Raw genomic sequence first — 17,075 nt, forward strand, 5'->3', positions numbered from 1 at the left:
CCATGCCCAACACCCACCCCACACCGGTCCGGCTCGAGGCCAGGGATGCGCCCAACCAGCCGCCGGTCACGCCTGAGCTGATCGAGCTGTATCAGGGTTTCGAGGAGGAGATGCTGATCCCGCTGTGGTACGAGATCGGTGACCTGATGCCGTTCGCGCCGCAGAGCAAGGCCGCGCCGCATCTGTGGCGGTGGCGGAACCTGATCAGGTTGGCCGAACGGGCCGGTGAGATCGTCGAGGTGGGTCGCGGCGGGGAGCGGCGGGCCATCGCGTTGGCCAACCCGACCCTGGGTGGCCGCCCGTACGCGACGCCGACGTTGTGGGCCGCGATCCAGTATCTGTGCCCGGAGGAGATCGCGCCTTACCACCGGCACACCCAGAACGCGTTCCGGTTCGTCGTGGAGGGCGAGGGTGTGTGGACGGTGGTCAACTCCGATCCGGTGCCGATGCGTCGGGGTGATTTCCTGCCCCAGGGCGGCTGGAACTGGCATGCGCACCAGAACCCGTCGCAGCATTCGATGGCGTGGATCGACGGCCTGGACATCCCGTTCCAGTACGAGATCGAGTCCACGTTCTTCGAGTTCGGTCCGGAGGAGCTCGACGCCATGGAGACCCCCGACGTGTCGCGCGCGGAGATGCTGTGGGGACGCCCCGGGCTGTCGCCGCTGCGGCTCCTGGGCCCTACGCCGAAGTCGCCGCTGCTGGCCTACCGCTGGGAGTACACCGATGCGGCGCTGCGCGACCAGCTGCAGTTGGAGCGGGCCGGGCACGACGTGACGGTGGAGCCCGGTCATGCGGCTGTCCGCTACACCAACCCCACCACCGGCCAGGATGTCCTGCCCACCATCCGCACCGAGATCCACCGCATCGCGGGCGGAGCGGAGACCGCGCCGGTCAAGGAGACCGGGTCCTCGGTGTTCCAGGTGTTCGACGGCGCGGGCACGGTCAGCGTGGGTGACTACACGTGGACCGTGGAGCGCGGTGACATGTTCGTGGTGCCCAGCTGGGTGCCGTTCACCGCGAAGGCCGACGCCGGCCAGGACGGCTCCGACTCGAACGCGCTGGACCTGTTCCGGTTCTGCGACGCCCCCATCTTCGAACGACTCGACCTGGCACGAATGGAGGTGGCCCGATGAGACTGGCCACGCTGCGCACCCCCGAAGGAACCCGTGCCGTCCGGGTCGACGGGGACACGCTCGTCGACCTGGGCGCACCGGACGTGGGCGCTTTCCTCGCCCGGCCCGACTGGGCGGAGGCCGCTGCGGCCGCGACCGGCCCGACGTACCCGGCCGGGGGCGCAGAGTTCGCGACCCTGGTGCCCACCCTGTCGAAGGTGGTGTGCGTGGGCCTCAACTACCGCACCCACATCACCGAGATGGGACGCCCCATCCCCGAATACCCCACCCTGTTCACCAAGTTCAGCGACACCCTCATCGGCGCCACCGACGACATCCACCGCCCCGCCGAGACCGACGAGTTCGACTGGGAGGCCGAACTCACCCTCGTCATCGGCCGGCCGGTGCGCCGCGCCACCGGGGAGGAGGCCGAGGCCGCCATCGCCGGGTTCACCGTGATGAACGACGTCACCTGCCGCGACTGGCAGTTCCGCACCCGCGAGTGGACCCAGGGCAAGAACTGGGACTCCACCACCCCGGTGGGCCCGTACCTGGTGACCCCCGACGAGCTGGGCGGGGTCCGCCCGTCGCTGGCCATTTCCACCACCGTCGACGGCGAGACCATGCAGTCCGACAGCACCGGCGACCTGGTCTTCGACCCCGTCGCGCTCGTGGAGTACGTCTCCACGATGATCCGGCTCAACCCGGGCGACCTCATCGCCACCGGCACCCCCGGCGGCGTCGGGCATGCCCGCAAGCCACCGGTCTACCTGCGGGCCGGGCAGCTGGTCACGTGCACCATCGAGGGCATCGGGTCGGTCAGCAACCGCGTGGTGGCGGGATGACCCGCACGCTGGCGGACGCGCTGCGCTGGGTGGAGGAGGGCACGGCCATCGTCCACAGGGAGGTGGAGTCGATCGGTTCCGAGCCCGACGCCTGGGAGCGCTCCAGTGGGCTGCCCGGCTGGAGCCGCGCCTACCTGCTCAGCCACCTCACCAACAACGCCCACGCGCTGCGCAACCTGGCCCGGTGGGCTCGCACCGGCGTCGAGACCCCGATGTACGCCTCCCCGGAGCAGCGCACCGCCGACATCGTCGCGGGCGCGGCCAAGCACCCGGCCGCCCTGGTCTCGGACTTCAAGGCCGCGGCCGACGCGCTGGCCGCGGACTGGGCCGAGCTGGCGGTGGAGCAGTGGGCCGCCCCGGTGCGCACGGCGCAGGGCCGAACGGTGCCCGCCTCGGAGGCGCCCTGGCTGCGGGCCCGCGAGGTGATGGTGCACGCCGTCGACCTCTCCGCGGGCGTGACGTTCGGCGACCTCCCGGAGGACTTCTGCCTGGCGCTGATCGACGACATCACCGCCAAGCGTTCCACTGCGGAGGGCGAGCCCCCCGCCGTCGCCGGACCGCCCGCCCAGGTGGCCGCCTGGCTCGCCGGCCGCCCGTTCGCTGGTGTGACGGCGGCCGGCGGCGGACCCGCCCCAGACCTCCCGCCCTGGCTCTGACAAGGAGTGACACGCCCCATGAGAAGTGACGTCATCATCATCGGCGGCGGCATCGGCGGCCTCGCCGCCGCCACCGCCCTCAGCCGCCAGGGCCTCACGGTGAAGCTCTACGAGCGGCAGCACGAGTTCGGCGAGGTGGGCGCGGGCATGCAGATCGCCTCCAACTGCACCCGGATCCTGGACGGCCTGGGCCTTCTCGACGAGGCCAAGCGGCTCGGCGTGGTGCCGCGGTGGATGCGGATGCGCGATGCCCTCGACGCCCGGGTCCTGCTGGAGCTGGACCTGGAGCGCGTCGAGGAGCGCTACGGCTTCCCCTACATGGTGATTCACCGCAGCGACCTGCACGGCATCTTCCTCCGTGCCGCGCAGCGCCAGGGCGTCGAGCTGATCGGGGGCCGCAAGTGCGTGGCGTATCAGAACGCCGACGGCGGCGCCCGCGTCACGTTCGCCGACGGCAGCACCGACGAGGCGGACGTGGTGATCGCGGCCGACGGCATCCACTCGGTGGCGCGGCGCAGCATCGTCGACGACGAGCCCGTGAGTTCCTCCTACGTCGCCTATCGGGGGGCGGTGCCGATCCACCTGGCCGAGGCCAACGACATCGACCCCACCGCCGTGCAGGCCTACGTCGGGCCCGGCTGCCACTTCGTCCAGTACGCGCTGCGCGGCGGGGAGATGTTCAACCAGGTGGCGGTCTTCGAGTCGCCCAAGGCGCTGCGCGGCGAGGACGACTGGGGTACCCCGGACGAGCTCGACGCCGCGTTCGCCGGCACCTGCGAGCAGATCCAGAAGGGCCTGCCCCTGATGTGGCGCGACCGCTGGTGGAGGATGTTCGACCGCGACCCGATCATGGATTGGCGTGACGGCCGCATCGTCCTGCTCGGCGACGCCGCCCACCCGCCCCTGCAGTACATGGCGCAGGGCGCCATCATGGCCATCGAGGACGGCTGGGTGATGGGCGAGCACGTCGCCCTCAACAGGGACGGTTCCGGCGAAGTGGCCTGGGACGCCGTGCTGGACGCCTACAACGCGGTGCGGCCCGAGCACTGCAGGCGAATCCTCACCACCGGTCGCGCCTGGGGTGAGCTGTGGCACCTCGGGGGTCGGGAACGCCTGCAGCGCAACGCCGTCTTCGACTCGATCGACCCCCATGACTGGGCCTTCACCGACTGGGTCTGGGGCCCCACTGCCTTGTACCCGGACGACGAACCCGAGATGTTCACCCCGATCCCGATGAAGGGACGGTAGGCCTTCAGCTCTGGTACTTGTCCAGGTCCGAGGTGTCGCCTGAGGCGATCGCGGCGAACACGGCGCTGCTGGCGTCCTCGTCCCACCGGACGACCGAACCGACGCCGTCGACTGTGTCGGTGCCGGCCACAGGGACCGTCATGCTGATGCCGGCTCCGGTGGTGGCGGCCGCGAACCCCAGGCCCACCGCTCCCATGTCCAGCAGCCCGGTGTCCTCGCCACGCGACAGTGACTCGGCGGCAGCCATGTTGAGCCGCCAGTACCGCAGGGGGTTGATGAGGCTCGCGGGCGAAAGCGCCTCCTTCATGATGGCGGCGATCACCTCGCGCTGCCGCTCCACGCGCCCGAGATCGCCCTTCGGGTCCGACTTGCGCATCCGGGAGTAAGCCAGAGCGGTGGTGCCGTCGACCATCTGACAGCCCTGTGACAGGGTGAGGTCGGCGAACGAATCATCGATGTCGAACGTCGGGCACACCTCGATGCCACCCACCGCGTCCACGACCTGGACCACGCCGTCGAAGCCCACCTCGAGGTACCCGTCGACCCGCACCCCGGTGTTCTCCTCGACGGTCGCGACGAGGAGTTGGGGTCCACCGAAGGCATAGGCCGCGTTGATCTTGTTGCGGTTGCGCCCTGGGATGGCCACCAGCGAGTCCCGGGGCAGCGACATCAGGACAGGTTTGGCGGCCACAGGCACGTGGAGGAGCATCATCGTGTCCGCTCGGCCGGCGTCGCCCTCGCGCGCGTCCGACCCGACCAGCAGCACCGTGGTCCCCGGCTGCTCGCCGGGCCGCTCCCCGTCCGGCACCGCGTCGACCTTGGTCGTGACCGACCACGCGTATGCCGGCGTGCCGAGCAGGAATGCCAGCCACAGCGCGACCAGGGCGGCCACGGTGCGGAGCACGGGATGGCGACGACGCCGCGTGCGGACACTGCCGCGGGCAGCCGGCGGAGCGATCGGGGGCGGCGAGGTGGGCACCCGTCCGCTCTGAGCGGAGGACTGGTGCGTCGGATAGGCCTGCGAGGTTTCCGGGGAGAGGATCGCGGTGTGCTCAGGCTCGTCCCGGGGATCCTCGCGGTACAGCCATTGCAGGTCATCGTTCTTCGGCACCAGAGCCTCCTGTTCGACCGACAGGATACCCAGGAACCTCGACAGCGCTGGCGTGGCGAATTTGTGGGGGGCGACCCTCCGGGCGAGACTGGGGCGAGCCACCGATGAGGAGCCCGACGTTGACCCCGACCCGACCCACCGACGCGCAACGCATCCAGTCCCGTCGCGCTTTCGGATTCGTCCTCATGTCGGCCCTGCTGCCGGGATCCGTGCAGATCCTCGCGGGCAGTCGACGGGTCGGGCGTGTCGCGACCCGCGTGTTCGGGGCCGCCGCCCTGCTCGCCGGGTTGGTGCTCGTGGGACTCCTGGTGCTGCGGGGGCCCACCGTGGGCCTCCTGCTCCAGCCCTGGCTGGCCATGACGCTGCGCGCCGCCCTGTGGCTCCTGTTCGTGTTCTGGCTGGTGCTTCTGCTGGACGCCTGGCGGATGGCGCGCCCACTGAGGCTGGAGCGCCGCGCTCGCCTCGCCCTCTCGATCACGGCGTTGGTGACGGTTCTGGCGGTGGCCGCCGTGACCAGCACGGCGACGGAGGCCCTGGTCGCGGCGCGCAACGTCGGGCAGGTGTTCGGCGGAGGTGGGGATTCCCGGCTCAAGAATGGCCGGCTCAACATCCTGCTGCTCGGTTCGGACTCCTCCGAATCCCGCGAGGGGCTTCGGCCGGACTCGATCAACGTGGCGTCCATCGACGCCCGCACCGGCCGGACCATCCTGTTCGGGCTGCCGCGCAATCTCCAGCGCGTTCCCTTCCCCGACTCCTCCCCCCTCGACGAGCTGTACCCCGACGGGTTCGAGTGTGAGGACGGGGCCTGCATGCTCAACGGGATCTGGACCCTCGGCGAGGAGAACGCCGACCTCTACCCGGGGCGTCAGGCGGGGCTGGAGGCCACCAAGGAGGCGGTCGAAGAGACCCTCGGCCTCGAGCTCAACTACTACGTGCTGGTGGACATGCAGGGATTCCAGTCCCTGATCGACGCCATGGGGGGCATCACGCTCGACGTCGGGCGTCGCATCCCCATCGGGGGGGCCAACGGTGTCAAGGTCACCAAGTGGATCGAGCCCGGCGAGGACGTGCTCCTCGACGGATACCACGCGCTGTGGTTCGCCCGTTCGCGGTCGGATTCGAGTGATTACGAGCGAATGCTCCGCCAGAAGTGCGTGATGTCGGCGATGGTCGCGCAACTCGATCCCATGACGCTGGCCACCAAGTTCGTCAGGCTGAGCGAGGCAGGCAAGGATCTGTTGCGCACAGACATCGGGACGGGCGCGATCAACGACCTGGCCGAGTTGGCGCTCCTGGTCCGCGACCAGGGGATCACCTCAGTTGATTTCGTCCCTCCGCTCATCGTGGCGGCGGAGCCGGACTTCGACCTGATCCGCACCCGCGTAGCCGGGCAACTGGCCGACGAGCCGGCGGCTGAGCCGACCAAGTCGCCCGAGGCCACTGCCGGCCCGAGCACCGCGGCCCCGGCATCGTCCAGGCCCGCGGCTCCCGAGACCTCGCCCGGCCCCACGTCGGCCTCCCCCCGTCCACAGGCAACCGATCTGGCACCCGTGTGTACCGTCGGCTAGGTTTGCCCCGGAGGAAGGAGATCCAGTGCAGCCTGTGAGCGTGGTGATGCCACTCCGGGACGAGGAGAAGCATCTTCGCGCCGCCGTGCAGCGCGTGCTGGATCAGCACTACCCGGGTGAGCTTGAGTTGCTTCTCGCGGTGGCGCCCAGCGCGGACCGTACCCGCCACATCGCCGACGAGTTGGCCGCCGCGGACCCGCGCATCGTGGTTCTGGACAACCCCACCGGGTACACGCCCACCGGACTCAACATCGCCATCGATCACGCCCGCCACGACGTGATCGTCCGGGTCGACGGACACGGCGAGCTGAGCCCCGGCTACATCGAGACCGCGGTGCGGCTGCTGGACGAGACGGGGGCCGCGAACGTCGGCGGCCTCATGGACGCGCAGGGCACCTCACCGCTCTCGGAGGCCGTAGCCGCGGCGTACAACTCCCGGGCCGGCCTGGGTGGCGGCGGGTTCCACCTCGAGGACACCCCGGACGGACCGGCGGACACCGTGTTCCTGGGCGTTTTCCGCAAAGCGGCGCTCCAAGCCGTGGGTGGCTATGACGAGTCGCTCCACCGCGCCCAGGACTGGGAACTCAACTACCGTCTGCGGCGCGCGGGCCACCTCGTCTACTTCACCGCGCGGCTGCGGGTGGTCTACCACCCCCGTGACAGCTACCGCGCCCTTGCGCGGCAGTTCTACAGCACCGGACAGTGGCGACGTGAGGTGGCCCGTCGACATCCGGACACGTTGTCCCTGCGGTACCTCGCGGCGCCGCTCGCCGTCATGGGCATCGCCGGCGGACTCGCCGGCGGTGTCGTGGGCCTCGCGGTGCGGAGCCGGGCGCTCAGCGCCCTGTTGCTGGCGCCGGCCGCCTATCTCGCGTTCGTCGCCGCAGCCAGCGGCGCCGTCGGCGGGCTCTCCCCGGCCGCTCGCCTGAGGTTTCCCTTCGTGCTCGCCGTGATGCACCTGTCCTGGGGGGCCGGCTTTGTCCGCGGCCTCCCGCGCTGACATGTCCTCGGCGGAGACGGCCAGCGAACTGCTCCTCCAGGCTCAACGGCTGGCGGACCGGGTCCGGCAGGAGGCCGAGGACGATGTGGCCGGGTCCAGGTCCCAGCTGGCGGAGCTGGCCCGGCAGCGCGACGAGGTGCAGGCGGATCTGGAGTTCGCCAGGCACCGGCTCGAGGAGGCCCGTTCCGACGCTCAGCGGGTGCTGACGGACGCCGCCCACCAGGCCGGCGGCATCACGGAGATGGCCGAGCGCACGGCCGACGAGTTGATCGCAGATGCCCGGTCCGAGGCCGAGGGCGTCGTCGCTGCCGCTGGTCGCGAGGCCGAGGCGCTCCTCGCCGCAGCGCAGGCCGACGCCGGCACGGTCCGCGCCGAGACGGCCCGCTGGCGGGCGTCCGAGGAGGCCGCCCTGGGTCAGGCCCGCGCCGAGGCCGAGGCGGAGTCGGACCGCGTGCTTGCCGCCGCCCGGGCGGAGGCGGAGTCCCTCCGTGCCGAGGCGGAGGCCGAGGCACAGCGGATACGGGCGCAGGCGGGGGCAGAGGGCGAGCAGGCCCACTCGGCCGCCGTCGAGCTCCGGGAGAACGCGGCCCTAGCGGCAGACATGGCGCGCGAACAGGCGGCCGCCCAGGCGGCGCGGCTCATCGACGACGCGGAGAGCCGCGCCGGCGTACAACTGGCCGACGCCGCCGAGCAGCTGGCCTGGGCCCGTGCCACCGTGGCGGCCCTCCTCGACGGGGCGAAGGCGGACATCGCACGCATCACCCGCGACGCCCACCTGACCAACGCGACCCGCGCCCGCGACCTCCGGGCCAAGCTCTCCCGCACCCTCGAGCGTGCGGTGGCCCTGGCGAGGCAGCGCCTCCGCTCGGCAGAGGTGGACGCCGCCGACGTGCGCGCGAGGGCGGACGCCGAGCTTGCGGCCGCGGCCGGGCACGCCACGCGGACCAGGGAGGATGCCGACGCGCGGGCCGCGGACATCCTGGAGCGCGCGCGACGCGAGGCGGAGGCCGTCGTGGGTCGCGCCCAGGAGCGGATCTCCGAGGCCGAGAGCACTGCGACGGCCGTGCGGGAGCGGCTCGCGGCGGATCTGGAGCGCTCGCAGCGCGCGTCGTTCGAGCGGGCCCGGGCCACCCGCGACGAGGCGGTGCGGCTTCTCGCGGACGCCCGGGTCGAGTCCGAGGCCGTGCGCGCGAGCACGCGGGAGACCGTGGAGGCGGCTCGGGCCGAAGTGTCTCGGCTGACGCAGCGCCGCGACACCATCACCTCCCAGCTCAGTAATCTCTCCGGCGTTATCGAAGCCCTCTCCGTACCAGGAACCCCCACCACCAGCGAGGAATCATGACCACACAGAACTTCCGTACCGTGCTCCGCGGCTACGAACCCGCCCAGGTGGACGCGGAGATCGCCACGCTGCAGCAGGCGCTCGACGCCGCCCGCGCCGAGCTGGGTGAGCTCAGCGTCCGGGCGAAGGAGGCCGCCCAGGAGCGCACCGCCGTCGAGGGGCGTCTCGTCGAGGCCCAGAAGCGCGCGGACGAGGCCTCCCGCGTCCAGCAGGCGGCCTCGCGGCCCACGTTCGAGGAACTGGGACAACGGGTGGGGCAGATGCTGGCGCTCGCCGAGGAGGAGGCCGACGACATCCGCCGCTCGGCCCAGGACGAGGCCGCCGTACTGCTCGAGGATGCGGCCCGGCGCGCGCAGGCGATGGTCGCGGAGGCGGATCGCTATGCCGTGGACACGCGCTCCTCTGCCGAGGCCGACGCTGAGGCGAGGTTGACCGGCGCCCAGCGCCGCGCCGACGAGATCCTGGACCACGCGGACCGTGAGGCCGCCACCCGCCGCGAGGAGGCCGAGGCCGTCTACGAGGTTCAGCAGGCCCGCGCGGCCCAGGCGGCCGCGGACTTCGAGAAGACCCTGGCCGAGCGGCGCGACGCGGCCGCCGGGGACTTCGCCGTGGCCATGGGGCAGCGGGAGGATCAGCTGCGAGCCGCCGAGGAGAACCTCAGCGCAGCCGAGACCGAGGCCAAGCGCATCGTCTCCGACGCCACCTCGCAGGCCGAGGCCGTGCGCGCGAAGGCCGAGCGTGAGGCCGAGGAGCTGGTGGGCGAGGCGCAGGCCCGTGCCGAGCGCATCCGCCGCGATTCGGACCGCGAGCTGGCCGCCGTCACCCAGCGGCGCGATTCCATCACCTCGCAGCTGTCCAACGTGCGCCAGATGCTCGCCACCCTCGGCGGAGGAGCCGCTGTGGCTGTGCTCGCCGATCCCGTTGTGGACCCGGCGGAGGAGCAGGCCGCGGAGCTGCCGCAGGAGGACGGCACCGACTGAGCCTCAGGCCAGGACGGCGCGCTCGGCCGCGGCGATCTCCGCGGCCCGCCCGGGTCCCAGGCCCACCGCGACCACCGTCGATCCGCTGCCCAGGACCGGTGACACGAGGGCCTGGGCCACCGTGGCCCAGCCCGCGGGCGGGTCCACCAGCAGCAGGCGGGTGTCCCGGGGGGCCACCTCGGGAGAGGGGCGCCCTGCCCACACCGTCGACTCGCCGAGCGGGGACAGGTCGTGCGCGTCGGGTTGTGCCATCACCTCGCGGTAGTCCAGCGCGTCCTGCGGTGTGACGCGGAAGCCCAGCCCCAGCGGGTGCAGCGAGCAGGCGACGGTGAGCGTCGCCCGGCGAGGGTCGTCGGGCCCCACCACCAACAGGTCCGCGCCCGAGACCCCCGGCACGACGGGGCAGCCCCGTTGCCAGGCCGCGGCCACCCACACCAATGTCACCCAGTGCGCCGGGTGCGTGTCGGCCAGCGCCAGGTCGATCGGCTCGCCATCCTCGTGGCCGAGATCCTCGATCAGGTTGGCGGTCTTGTCCACCCAGTTGGCGAACGTCACCGCCGAGAGCTCGGTGCGCGACCCGTCCCGGCCGTCGTAGTGGGTGAGCAGCGGCTGCGTGCCCTGACGGGCCACGCGCCGGCGGAGGGCGCCGATCAACATGGTGCCGATCCTATTCCGGGCACCGGCACGCCCGATTCGCTAGCCTCCTCGCATGCGTTACGTCGTCATCATGGCCGGTGGCTCCGGCACCCGTCTGTGGCCGTTGTCGCGTCAGGGCCGGCCCAAGCAGCTGCTCGAGTTGCTGGAGGGCACCTCGCTGCTGCGGCTCGCCTACGACCGGCTTGCCGGAGTGGTCCCCCCGGAGGCGATCCTGGTGTGCACGGGCCGCGCCTACGCCGAGGACGTGGCGCGGCAGATCCCCGAGCTCGCCGCGGGCAACATCCTCGGGGAGCCGGAGGGTCGCGACTCGCTCAACGCCGTGGCCTGGTCCGCAGCCGTCGTTGCGGACCGGGACCCGGACGGCGTGGTCGCCATGGTCACGGCGGATCAGGTGATCACGCCCGTGGACGCGTTCCGCAGCAGCCTGACGCTCGCCTTCGACGTGGCGGAGGCCCGCCCGGACGCCCTGGTGACGCTCGGGGTGGTGCCCACGAGCCCTCACACCGGCTACGGCTACCTGCGCCGCGCCCAGGCCCTCGAGGGTTTCCCCGGGGTGCACCGCGTGGCCGAATTCAGGGAGAAGCCCTCGAGGGAGGTGGCCGAGCAGTACCTGGCCACGGGGGAGTACTGGTGGAACGCGGGCATGTTCGTGTGGCGGGCCGCGACACTCCTGTCCCAGCTGGACCAGCTCCTCCCGGACACCGCCGCCAAGGTGCGCGCACTGGTCGCGGAGCCCGACCGCCTGGACGAGATCTTCCCGACGCTGCAGAAGATCTCCGTGGACTACGCCGTGATGGAACCCGTCTCGCAGGGTCGCACCGACGCGGAGGTGGTCAGTGTGGGCCTGGCCATCGAATGGCGCGACGTGGGGGGCTTCGCCTCGCTGGCCGAACTGCTCGCGCACGACGAGCACGGCAACGCCGTCGACGGGCAGAGTGTCACGCTGGACTCGTCGGGGTGCGTGCTGGTCAATGCCGTGGGGCCGCACCACGTCATCGGCACCATAGGGTTGCGCGACTCCCTGGTGGTCGCCACCCCCGCCGCGACACTCGTCGCCCCGCTCTCCGATGCCGAGCGGATCAAGGAGTTGGTGGCCCTCGTCCGGGCACAGGCAGGGGACGAATTCGCCTGATCCGCTTGACCGATCAAAATCACTCGTGTGTAATTCGCTACAACGGGAGGAGGCAGGCGTGAGCGAGAGCATGGATCTCTGGGGCGACGACGACGGTGCCTTCGCATGGCAGGCCGACGCGTTGTGCGCACAGACGGATCCGGAGGCCTTCTTCCCCGAGAAGGGCGGATCCACCCGCGAGGCGAAGCGCGTGTGCCTCAACTGCACCGTCCGCACCGAGTGCCTCGAGTACGCACTCGGTCACGACGAGCGCTTCGGCATCTGGGGCGGGCTGTCCGAGCGTGAGCGGCGTAAGCTCAAGCGCGCAGCCGTCTAGCCCCTGACGGCGCGCTGGAGGACAGTTTGACCGACGAACCGCAGCATGGCCGCCTGGAGGACCTCTGGTCCTGGATCGAGAACGAGGATCCCGCCGGCGAGACCCCGGACATCGACCCTGCCACCGTGACGGCCGTCATGGTGGTGCACAACGCCGCCGAGTGGCTGCCCCGCCAGCTCCTCGCGCTGGCGGGCCTGGATCCGCGGCCGGGCCGCGTCGTGGCCGTGGACGCCGGATCTGCCGATTCTTCGCGCGATCTCCTGCTGCGCGCCACGGCCGAAGGTGTCCTCGACGAGCTCATCGACGGCACCGCGGACGCGCCGTTCGCCGAGTCCGTCGCCCTCGGCGTCGGCGACGCCGTGCCGGACTGGATCTGGCTGCTGCACGACGACGCGGCCCCCCGTCGCGACACCCTGGCCCGACTCCTCGACGGCGCCCGCCAGGCGGACGTGGTGGTGCCCAAGCTGCTGCAGCCCAAGCGGCGCAACTATCCCGACACGCTGTCTGAGGTGGGCCAGGCGATCACGCCTGGAGGGCTGCGTGTACCGCTGGTGGAGGAGGGCGATGTCGATCAGCAACAGACGGAATCGCGCGACGTGCTGGGCGGCTCCACCGCCGGCCTGCTCGTGCGCGGCGACGTGTGGCGCGAGGTCGGCGGGCTCGCTCCGGAGGTGGAGCGGCACCGCGACGGCGTGGAGTTCGGCTGGCGGGCCAACGCCGTCGGTTACCGGGTCCTCGCCTGGCCGGCGGCCGCCCTCGTGCACCGGCACGCCGGGCGTTCCGGTGAGCGCCCCGCGGAACGCCACCCGCACGAGGTGGACCGCCTGGCCGCCCTCCGCGTCGCCGGGTCCCGCGGCGCGTCCCGCGTCGGCGTCGTCCTGGCGTCGCTGGTCCGGGCGCTCGGGTTCATGCTGGCGAAATCGCCCGCGCACGCCGGGGCGGAGGTCGCCGCGATGCGGCGCTACCTGGCCACGGCCGGCCTGACCGCAGCGCTCGCCGCACGAATGCCCGCCGAGGACCTGACCCCCGACGAGTTGCTGCCGAACCGGTTCTGGCCGGTTCGGCATGCCGTGGACAAGCTGGGCTCCGGCGTGGCGGAGAAGTTCCGCGACCTGCGGGAGGCCGACACCACGCTGGATGATCTCACCGGCGACGACTTCGCCGGCGGCACCGTGCAGGGCCGCGTCCTGTCCCCGGTCACGGTGCTGCTGGTGGTGCTCGTGGTCGCGGCCGCAGCGGCCGGTCGCACCCTGCTCGGCCTGGGCGCCGTCTCCGGCGGCGGGCTCCTCCCGGCCCCCGCGTCGATCGGCGCCGCCTGGCAGGGCTATCTGACCGGCGACGCGCCGTGGATGGGCGTCGCGACCCTCGCATCCCTGGCCGGGCTGGGGAGCCCCGGCTGGTTCGCGTTCCTGGCGTTGCTGGCCACGCCCGCCCTGGCGGGGCTGTCCGCCCTCGCACTGCTGCGCCGCCTGGCGGTGGCCCCCGGTGTCGCGGCAGCGGTCTCGGCAGCCTGGGCGGGCGCGACGATCCTGCTCGGTGTCGTGACCGCGGGCGACGTCAGCGGCATGGTGCTGGCCGTCGTAGCGCCCCTGCTGGCCCGCGCGATGTATGCGGTGGTGCGCAACGAGGCCGCCGGCGCCGAGCGGCTGCGCGCCCCGGCCGGCGCCGCGTTCTGGCTGATCATCGCCTCGCTGGTGTGGCCCGTGCTGCTCGTCGCGCTGACCCTGGCCGGGGTCGTGTGGGCGCTGCGCGCCCGTGATCGGGTCACCGACTCCGCCGTCGTGATCCTGCCCTCGTGGGCGTTCGTGGCGCCGTGGATCCCGCAGCTGTTCGCGCACCCTGGTCGGCTGCTCACCGGCGTGGACCCGCTCGCCTGGCCGGACTTCCCGCCCGCCTCGTTCGCGCTGGTGGTGGGCCGCATCCTGCCCTCCGGTCTTCCCCTGTGGGCCAACGTCGCCTTCTTCGCGCTCCTGGCACTGGTCTCCGTCGCGGCGCTGGCCCGGCTCACCGGGCCGGCCTGGCGGTGGGCCCTCATCGGCATCGCTGCGCCGCTGCTGATCGGCACGCTGCTGTCGCGGCTGGTGGTCACGGTCGACGGGGGGACCGCGCGCGTGCTGCTGTCACCGTGGGCGCTGCTCGTGGTGGCGGCGCTCCTCGCCCCGGTGGTGGCCGCCGAGCGAGCCGGGATCGCCCTCACGCGCTCGGCGCTGGCGCTCGGCCTGAGCGGACTGCTCGCGGCCGGTGTGTGGGGGGTCGTGGGCTTCGCCGGCCCGGTGACCGAACGGGCCTCGGCGCTGCCCGGGTACGTGCGTGACGTCCTGGACTCGAGCCGCGACACCCGGGCCCTCATGATCCAACGGACCACCGACGAGACACTCGGGTGGAACGTGGTGGACTCCCGCCAGCCGCAGTGGGGCACCGGTGAGCGGAACCCGGCGGGCGACTTCTCGGCCGAGTTCCATGCCCTGGTGCAGGCGTTCTCCACCGGCGCGCTCCCGGACGACGTGGCCGGTCAGCTGCGCGGTCTGGGGGTGTCGCACGTGTGGCTGCGCGGTTTCGACCCCGAGCTTCGGGCGCAGCTGGACAACGCCGCCGGCCTCACCAGCGCCGCCGCTGACTCCGACACCGTCGTGTGGACGGTCGTCGGGCTCGTGTCGCGGATCCAGGTAGTCGACGGCGAGGTCGCCGAGCCGCTGCTGCGCGGCACCGTCGAGGCCGGATCCCAGTCGCGCCGCCTCGTCGTGGCGGAGCCGTCCGACGCGCGCTGGGAGGCCACCGTCGACGGGCGTGCGCTGACCCGGATCGACGGCGGCGAACGCCTCACCTTCCAGCTGGGCGCAGAGGCGGGCGAGGTGGTCGTGCGGCCCCGTCCACTGCCCTGGCGGGTCGCGGCGCAACTCGCCGTGGCAGCCATCCTGGCGCTGCTGGCCGCGCCCACGCTGGGCGCCTCCACCGTCGCGCGAAGGGGGCAGGAATGATCCGCAGAGCCGCCATGTCCCTGGCCGCGCTCGCCCTGATCGTGGCAGTAGCCGTCGGCCTGGCGCTCATCAGCCCGCTGCGCAAGCCGCCCACGGACGCGATCGAGCTGCCGCGAAGCACCCGCCTCACCTGCATCCCGGCCGGGTCCGCCCTCATCGGCGGTTCCGGCCCAGTCACGGTCACGGGCCTCGACGGCGCGCAGCGCACGGTGTCCGCGCCGGTGTCCGAGCCGCTGTCCGGGCCGGCGGGGTTGAGCGCGGACGAACGGATCTCCGGCGGCGTCCTGGTCGAGGCGCCACAGCGCGCCCACGCCGCCTGCGCCGTGCCCAGCACGGCCGGCATGGTCCTCGTCCCGGACCCCGCCGCGGTGGAGCTGGTGCTGGTCAACACCGACTCCACCGAGGCGGCAGTGGACCTGACGCTGCTCGGCCCGGACGGCGAAGTCGCGGCGGTGGGCGCCCGCGGCATCGCGCTGGCGCCCGGCGTGAGCCGCAGGGTGGCGCTGTCGGTGCTGGCCCCTGCGGGCCCCGTCGGCGTGGCGTTCACCACCAGCCTGGGCCGGGTGGCCCTGCTGGCAACCGGTGTCGAGGGGCGCCCCACCCAGTTCGCGCCACCCACCACCATCGCCACCGAACACCTGCTCGCCGGCGCCCCCACGGGTGCCACCTCGACGAGGTTGCTGATCAGCAACCCGCACGAGGACCGCGTGGACGTGACGCTGGAGGGCATGGGCCCGGCAGGGCCGTACGTGCCTGCGGTGGCGGAGTCGCTGTCCGTGCCCGCCATGACCACCGTGGCGGTGGACCTCACCCAGCCACTGTCCGGGGAGGCCACCGCGGTGCGCGTCACCGCGCCCGAGGCGGTGGGTGCCTCCCTCGTCACCGGTGCCGGTGGGGCGAAGGCCTCCGTCGTCGCGGCCGAGGCCGGTACTGATCTCGCCGCCCTGGTTCCCGGGGCGGGTCAGCTGCAATTGAGCAACCCTGGCCGCTCAGAGTCCGTCACGGTGGACGTGACGCTGACCCCCGTCGGCGGGGTGGCGGACAGCCGACAGGTGGAGGTGCCGCCCGGCTACACGGTCTCCGTGCCGATCCCGGCGGGGGACCCGGTGGTGGTCTCGGTCAGCGCCACAGGCGACGTGTTGGCCGCCGCCGCGTCCGTAGCCGACGCGGGGACCGTGCTGGTGCCCGTCGGCCCGGCCGCCGACGCGCCGGTGCAGACGCTGCCCGCAGAGCAGCTGCCCGGGCTGCGCTGAACGCGGCGTCAGTCCTCGTCGTCCCAGGGGGCGCCGCCCAGCAGCTCGTCCAGGCTGCGGCCGGTCAGCGTGGAGAGCTGCTCGACGATGGTGCGGTGCACGAGCCGGCGCAGCTGGCTGCGCGACGACGCGCGGTGCTCCAGCGGCCGTTCGAAGATGACGATCTGGGCGGCGCGGCCGCGGCCGGGCTCCAGCGCCGCCGACAGCGGCACGCGGTCCCCGGACCAGGCGACGTTGAGGTGCGGCACTTCCTCCACGCCCACGACGATGCCGTTGAGCGCATCGGGTGCCACCGCTGCGATGTCCGCCATCGCCGAGGTGACGCAGTCGTTGAAGTAGTCCACCCGCGACGGCCGGGTCAGCGGCACCGGCCGCCCCGTCAACGGGTTCGGGGCTGCCAGGGGGCCGCGAATCCCGCGGCCGTGCCGGTCTCGTCTGCGTGGCATGCGGCCACCCTAGCCCTCGTCCGGTACGGTCAGGGCGTGCGCAGATGTTCCCGTACCGCGTGCGTGGCCACCGCCGTCGCCACGCTCACCTACGTCTACGCCGATTCGATGGCCGTCCTCGGGCCCCTTGCGCTCGCCGCAGAGCCGGGCTCCTACGATCTGTGCTCCGTGCACGCCGAGCGGACGAGCGTGCCGAAAGGCTGGGAAGTGATCCGGCTCCCACTGGACGGCCACACGCCCGCGCCGTCGGCCCCCTCGGACGACCTCATGGCGCTGGCGGACGCCGTGCGCGCCATCGGGCTGCGCCACGACGACCCGGTTCCGGACCCGCTTCCCGCGCACGTCACGCCCCAGCCGGGTGCCCGGGGCGGGCACCTCCGGCTGGTCCCCACCGTCGACTGAGCGCGGGCAGGGAAGGCGATACGCTG

The 17,075-nt window shown here is 72.6% G+C and carries 16 protein-coding genes; 13 read left to right on the plus strand and 3 right to left on the minus strand.

Annotation, left to right across the window (positions count from 1 at the left end; translation table 11 throughout):
* The first annotated feature begins 2 nt into the window (after positions 1 to 2).
* Genes ACX1D0_RS01645 through ACX1D0_RS01660 form a run of 4 tightly spaced genes read left to right on the plus strand, consistent with a single transcriptional unit; the run spans position 3 to position 3,864 of the window.
* Positions 3 to 1,136 (plus strand): cupin domain-containing protein, encoded by a 1,134-nt coding sequence (locus ACX1D0_RS01645; protein ID WP_459019177.1) that lies wholly within the window; start codon positions 3 to 5, stop codon positions 1,134 to 1,136.
* Entirely contained in the window at positions 1,133 to 1,960 is an 828-nt protein-coding gene (locus ACX1D0_RS01650) for a fumarylacetoacetate hydrolase family protein (protein ID WP_459019178.1), read from the plus strand. The genes ACX1D0_RS01645 and ACX1D0_RS01650 overlap by 4 nt, the downstream gene beginning before the upstream one ends.
* A complete protein-coding gene (locus ACX1D0_RS01655; protein ID WP_459019179.1) occupies positions 1,957 to 2,616 on the plus strand; it encodes a maleylpyruvate isomerase family mycothiol-dependent enzyme in 660 nt (219 codons plus the stop codon). The genes ACX1D0_RS01650 and ACX1D0_RS01655 overlap by 4 nt, the downstream gene beginning before the upstream one ends.
* A gap of 18 nt (positions 2,617 to 2,634) precedes the next feature.
* A complete protein-coding gene (locus ACX1D0_RS01660) occupies positions 2,635 to 3,864 on the plus strand; it encodes an FAD-dependent oxidoreductase (protein WP_459019180.1) in 1,230 nt (409 codons plus the stop codon).
* A 4-nt stretch (positions 3,865 to 3,868) separates the two neighbouring features.
* On the opposite strand, the gene ACX1D0_RS01665 is transcribed toward ACX1D0_RS01660, so the two are convergent.
* A complete protein-coding gene (locus ACX1D0_RS01665; protein WP_459019181.1) occupies positions 3,869 to 4,975 on the minus strand; it encodes an LCP family protein in 1,107 nt (368 codons plus the stop codon).
* A 119-nt stretch (positions 4,976 to 5,094) separates the two neighbouring features.
* Between ACX1D0_RS01665 and ACX1D0_RS01670 the strand changes: the two genes are divergently transcribed.
* Genes ACX1D0_RS01670 through ACX1D0_RS01685 form a run of 4 tightly spaced genes read left to right on the plus strand, consistent with a single transcriptional unit; the run spans position 5,095 to position 9,865 of the window.
* Entirely contained in the window at positions 5,095 to 6,543 is a 1,449-nt protein-coding gene (locus tag ACX1D0_RS01670; protein WP_459019182.1) for an LCP family protein, read from the plus strand.
* 25 nt (positions 6,544 to 6,568) lie between these two features.
* Positions 6,569 to 7,543, plus strand: coding sequence for a glycosyltransferase family 2 protein (locus tag ACX1D0_RS01675; RefSeq protein ID WP_459019183.1), 975 nt, complete (start codon positions 6,569 to 6,571; stop codon positions 7,541 to 7,543).
* A 1-nt stretch (position 7,544) separates the two neighbouring features.
* Complete coding sequence (locus ACX1D0_RS01680; RefSeq protein WP_459019184.1) at positions 7,545 to 8,885, plus strand: coiled-coil domain-containing protein; 1,341 nt, start codon at positions 7,545 to 7,547, stop codon at positions 8,883 to 8,885.
* Complete coding sequence (locus ACX1D0_RS01685) at positions 8,882 to 9,865, plus strand: DivIVA domain-containing protein (RefSeq protein ID WP_459019185.1); 984 nt, start codon at positions 8,882 to 8,884, stop codon at positions 9,863 to 9,865. The genes ACX1D0_RS01680 and ACX1D0_RS01685 overlap by 4 nt, the downstream gene beginning before the upstream one ends.
* A 3-nt stretch (positions 9,866 to 9,868) precedes the next feature.
* Here the strand turns inward: ACX1D0_RS01685 and ACX1D0_RS01690 are convergent, their stop codons facing one another.
* Complete coding sequence (locus tag ACX1D0_RS01690) at positions 9,869 to 10,522, minus strand: TIGR03089 family protein (protein WP_459019186.1); 654 nt, start codon at positions 10,520 to 10,522, stop codon at positions 9,869 to 9,871.
* Positions 10,523 to 10,574: 52 nt separating this feature from the next.
* Between ACX1D0_RS01690 and ACX1D0_RS01695 the strand changes: the two genes are divergently transcribed.
* The 4 genes from ACX1D0_RS01695 to ACX1D0_RS01710 all read left to right on the plus strand — a co-directional run bounded on the left by ACX1D0_RS01695 (position 10,575) and on the right by ACX1D0_RS01710 (position 16,201).
* Positions 10,575 to 11,654 (plus strand): mannose-1-phosphate guanylyltransferase, encoded by a 1,080-nt coding sequence (locus tag ACX1D0_RS01695; protein WP_459019187.1) that lies wholly within the window; start codon positions 10,575 to 10,577, stop codon positions 11,652 to 11,654.
* Between the two features lie 70 nt (positions 11,655 to 11,724).
* Positions 11,725 to 11,970: a WhiB family transcriptional regulator gene (locus ACX1D0_RS01700; protein WP_459020360.1), complete on the plus strand. Its 246-nt coding sequence runs from the start codon at positions 11,725 to 11,727 to the stop codon at positions 11,968 to 11,970.
* A gap of 26 nt (positions 11,971 to 11,996) precedes the next feature.
* On the plus strand, positions 11,997 to 14,948 hold the full coding sequence (locus ACX1D0_RS01705; RefSeq protein WP_459019188.1) for a glycosyltransferase family 2 protein: 2,952 nt from the start codon (positions 11,997 to 11,999) through the stop codon (positions 14,946 to 14,948).
* Positions 14,945 to 16,201 (plus strand): DUF5719 family protein, encoded by a 1,257-nt coding sequence (locus tag ACX1D0_RS01710; RefSeq protein WP_459019189.1) that lies wholly within the window; start codon positions 14,945 to 14,947, stop codon positions 16,199 to 16,201. Before ACX1D0_RS01705 ends, ACX1D0_RS01710 begins: the two co-directional genes overlap by 4 nt.
* 8 nt (positions 16,202 to 16,209) lie before the next feature.
* On the opposite strand, the gene ACX1D0_RS01715 is transcribed toward ACX1D0_RS01710, so the two are convergent.
* Complete coding sequence (locus ACX1D0_RS01715; protein WP_459019190.1) at positions 16,210 to 16,647, minus strand: metallopeptidase family protein; 438 nt, start codon at positions 16,645 to 16,647, stop codon at positions 16,210 to 16,212.
* A 36-nt stretch (positions 16,648 to 16,683) separates the two neighbouring features.
* Between ACX1D0_RS01715 and ACX1D0_RS01720 the strand changes: the two genes are divergently transcribed.
* A complete protein-coding gene (locus ACX1D0_RS01720) occupies positions 16,684 to 17,049 on the plus strand; it encodes a DUF3499 domain-containing protein (protein WP_459019191.1) in 366 nt (121 codons plus the stop codon).
* Positions 17,050 to 17,075: the final 26 nt, after the last annotated feature.

It is taken from the genome of Tessaracoccus pujii (assembly GCF_054483895.1).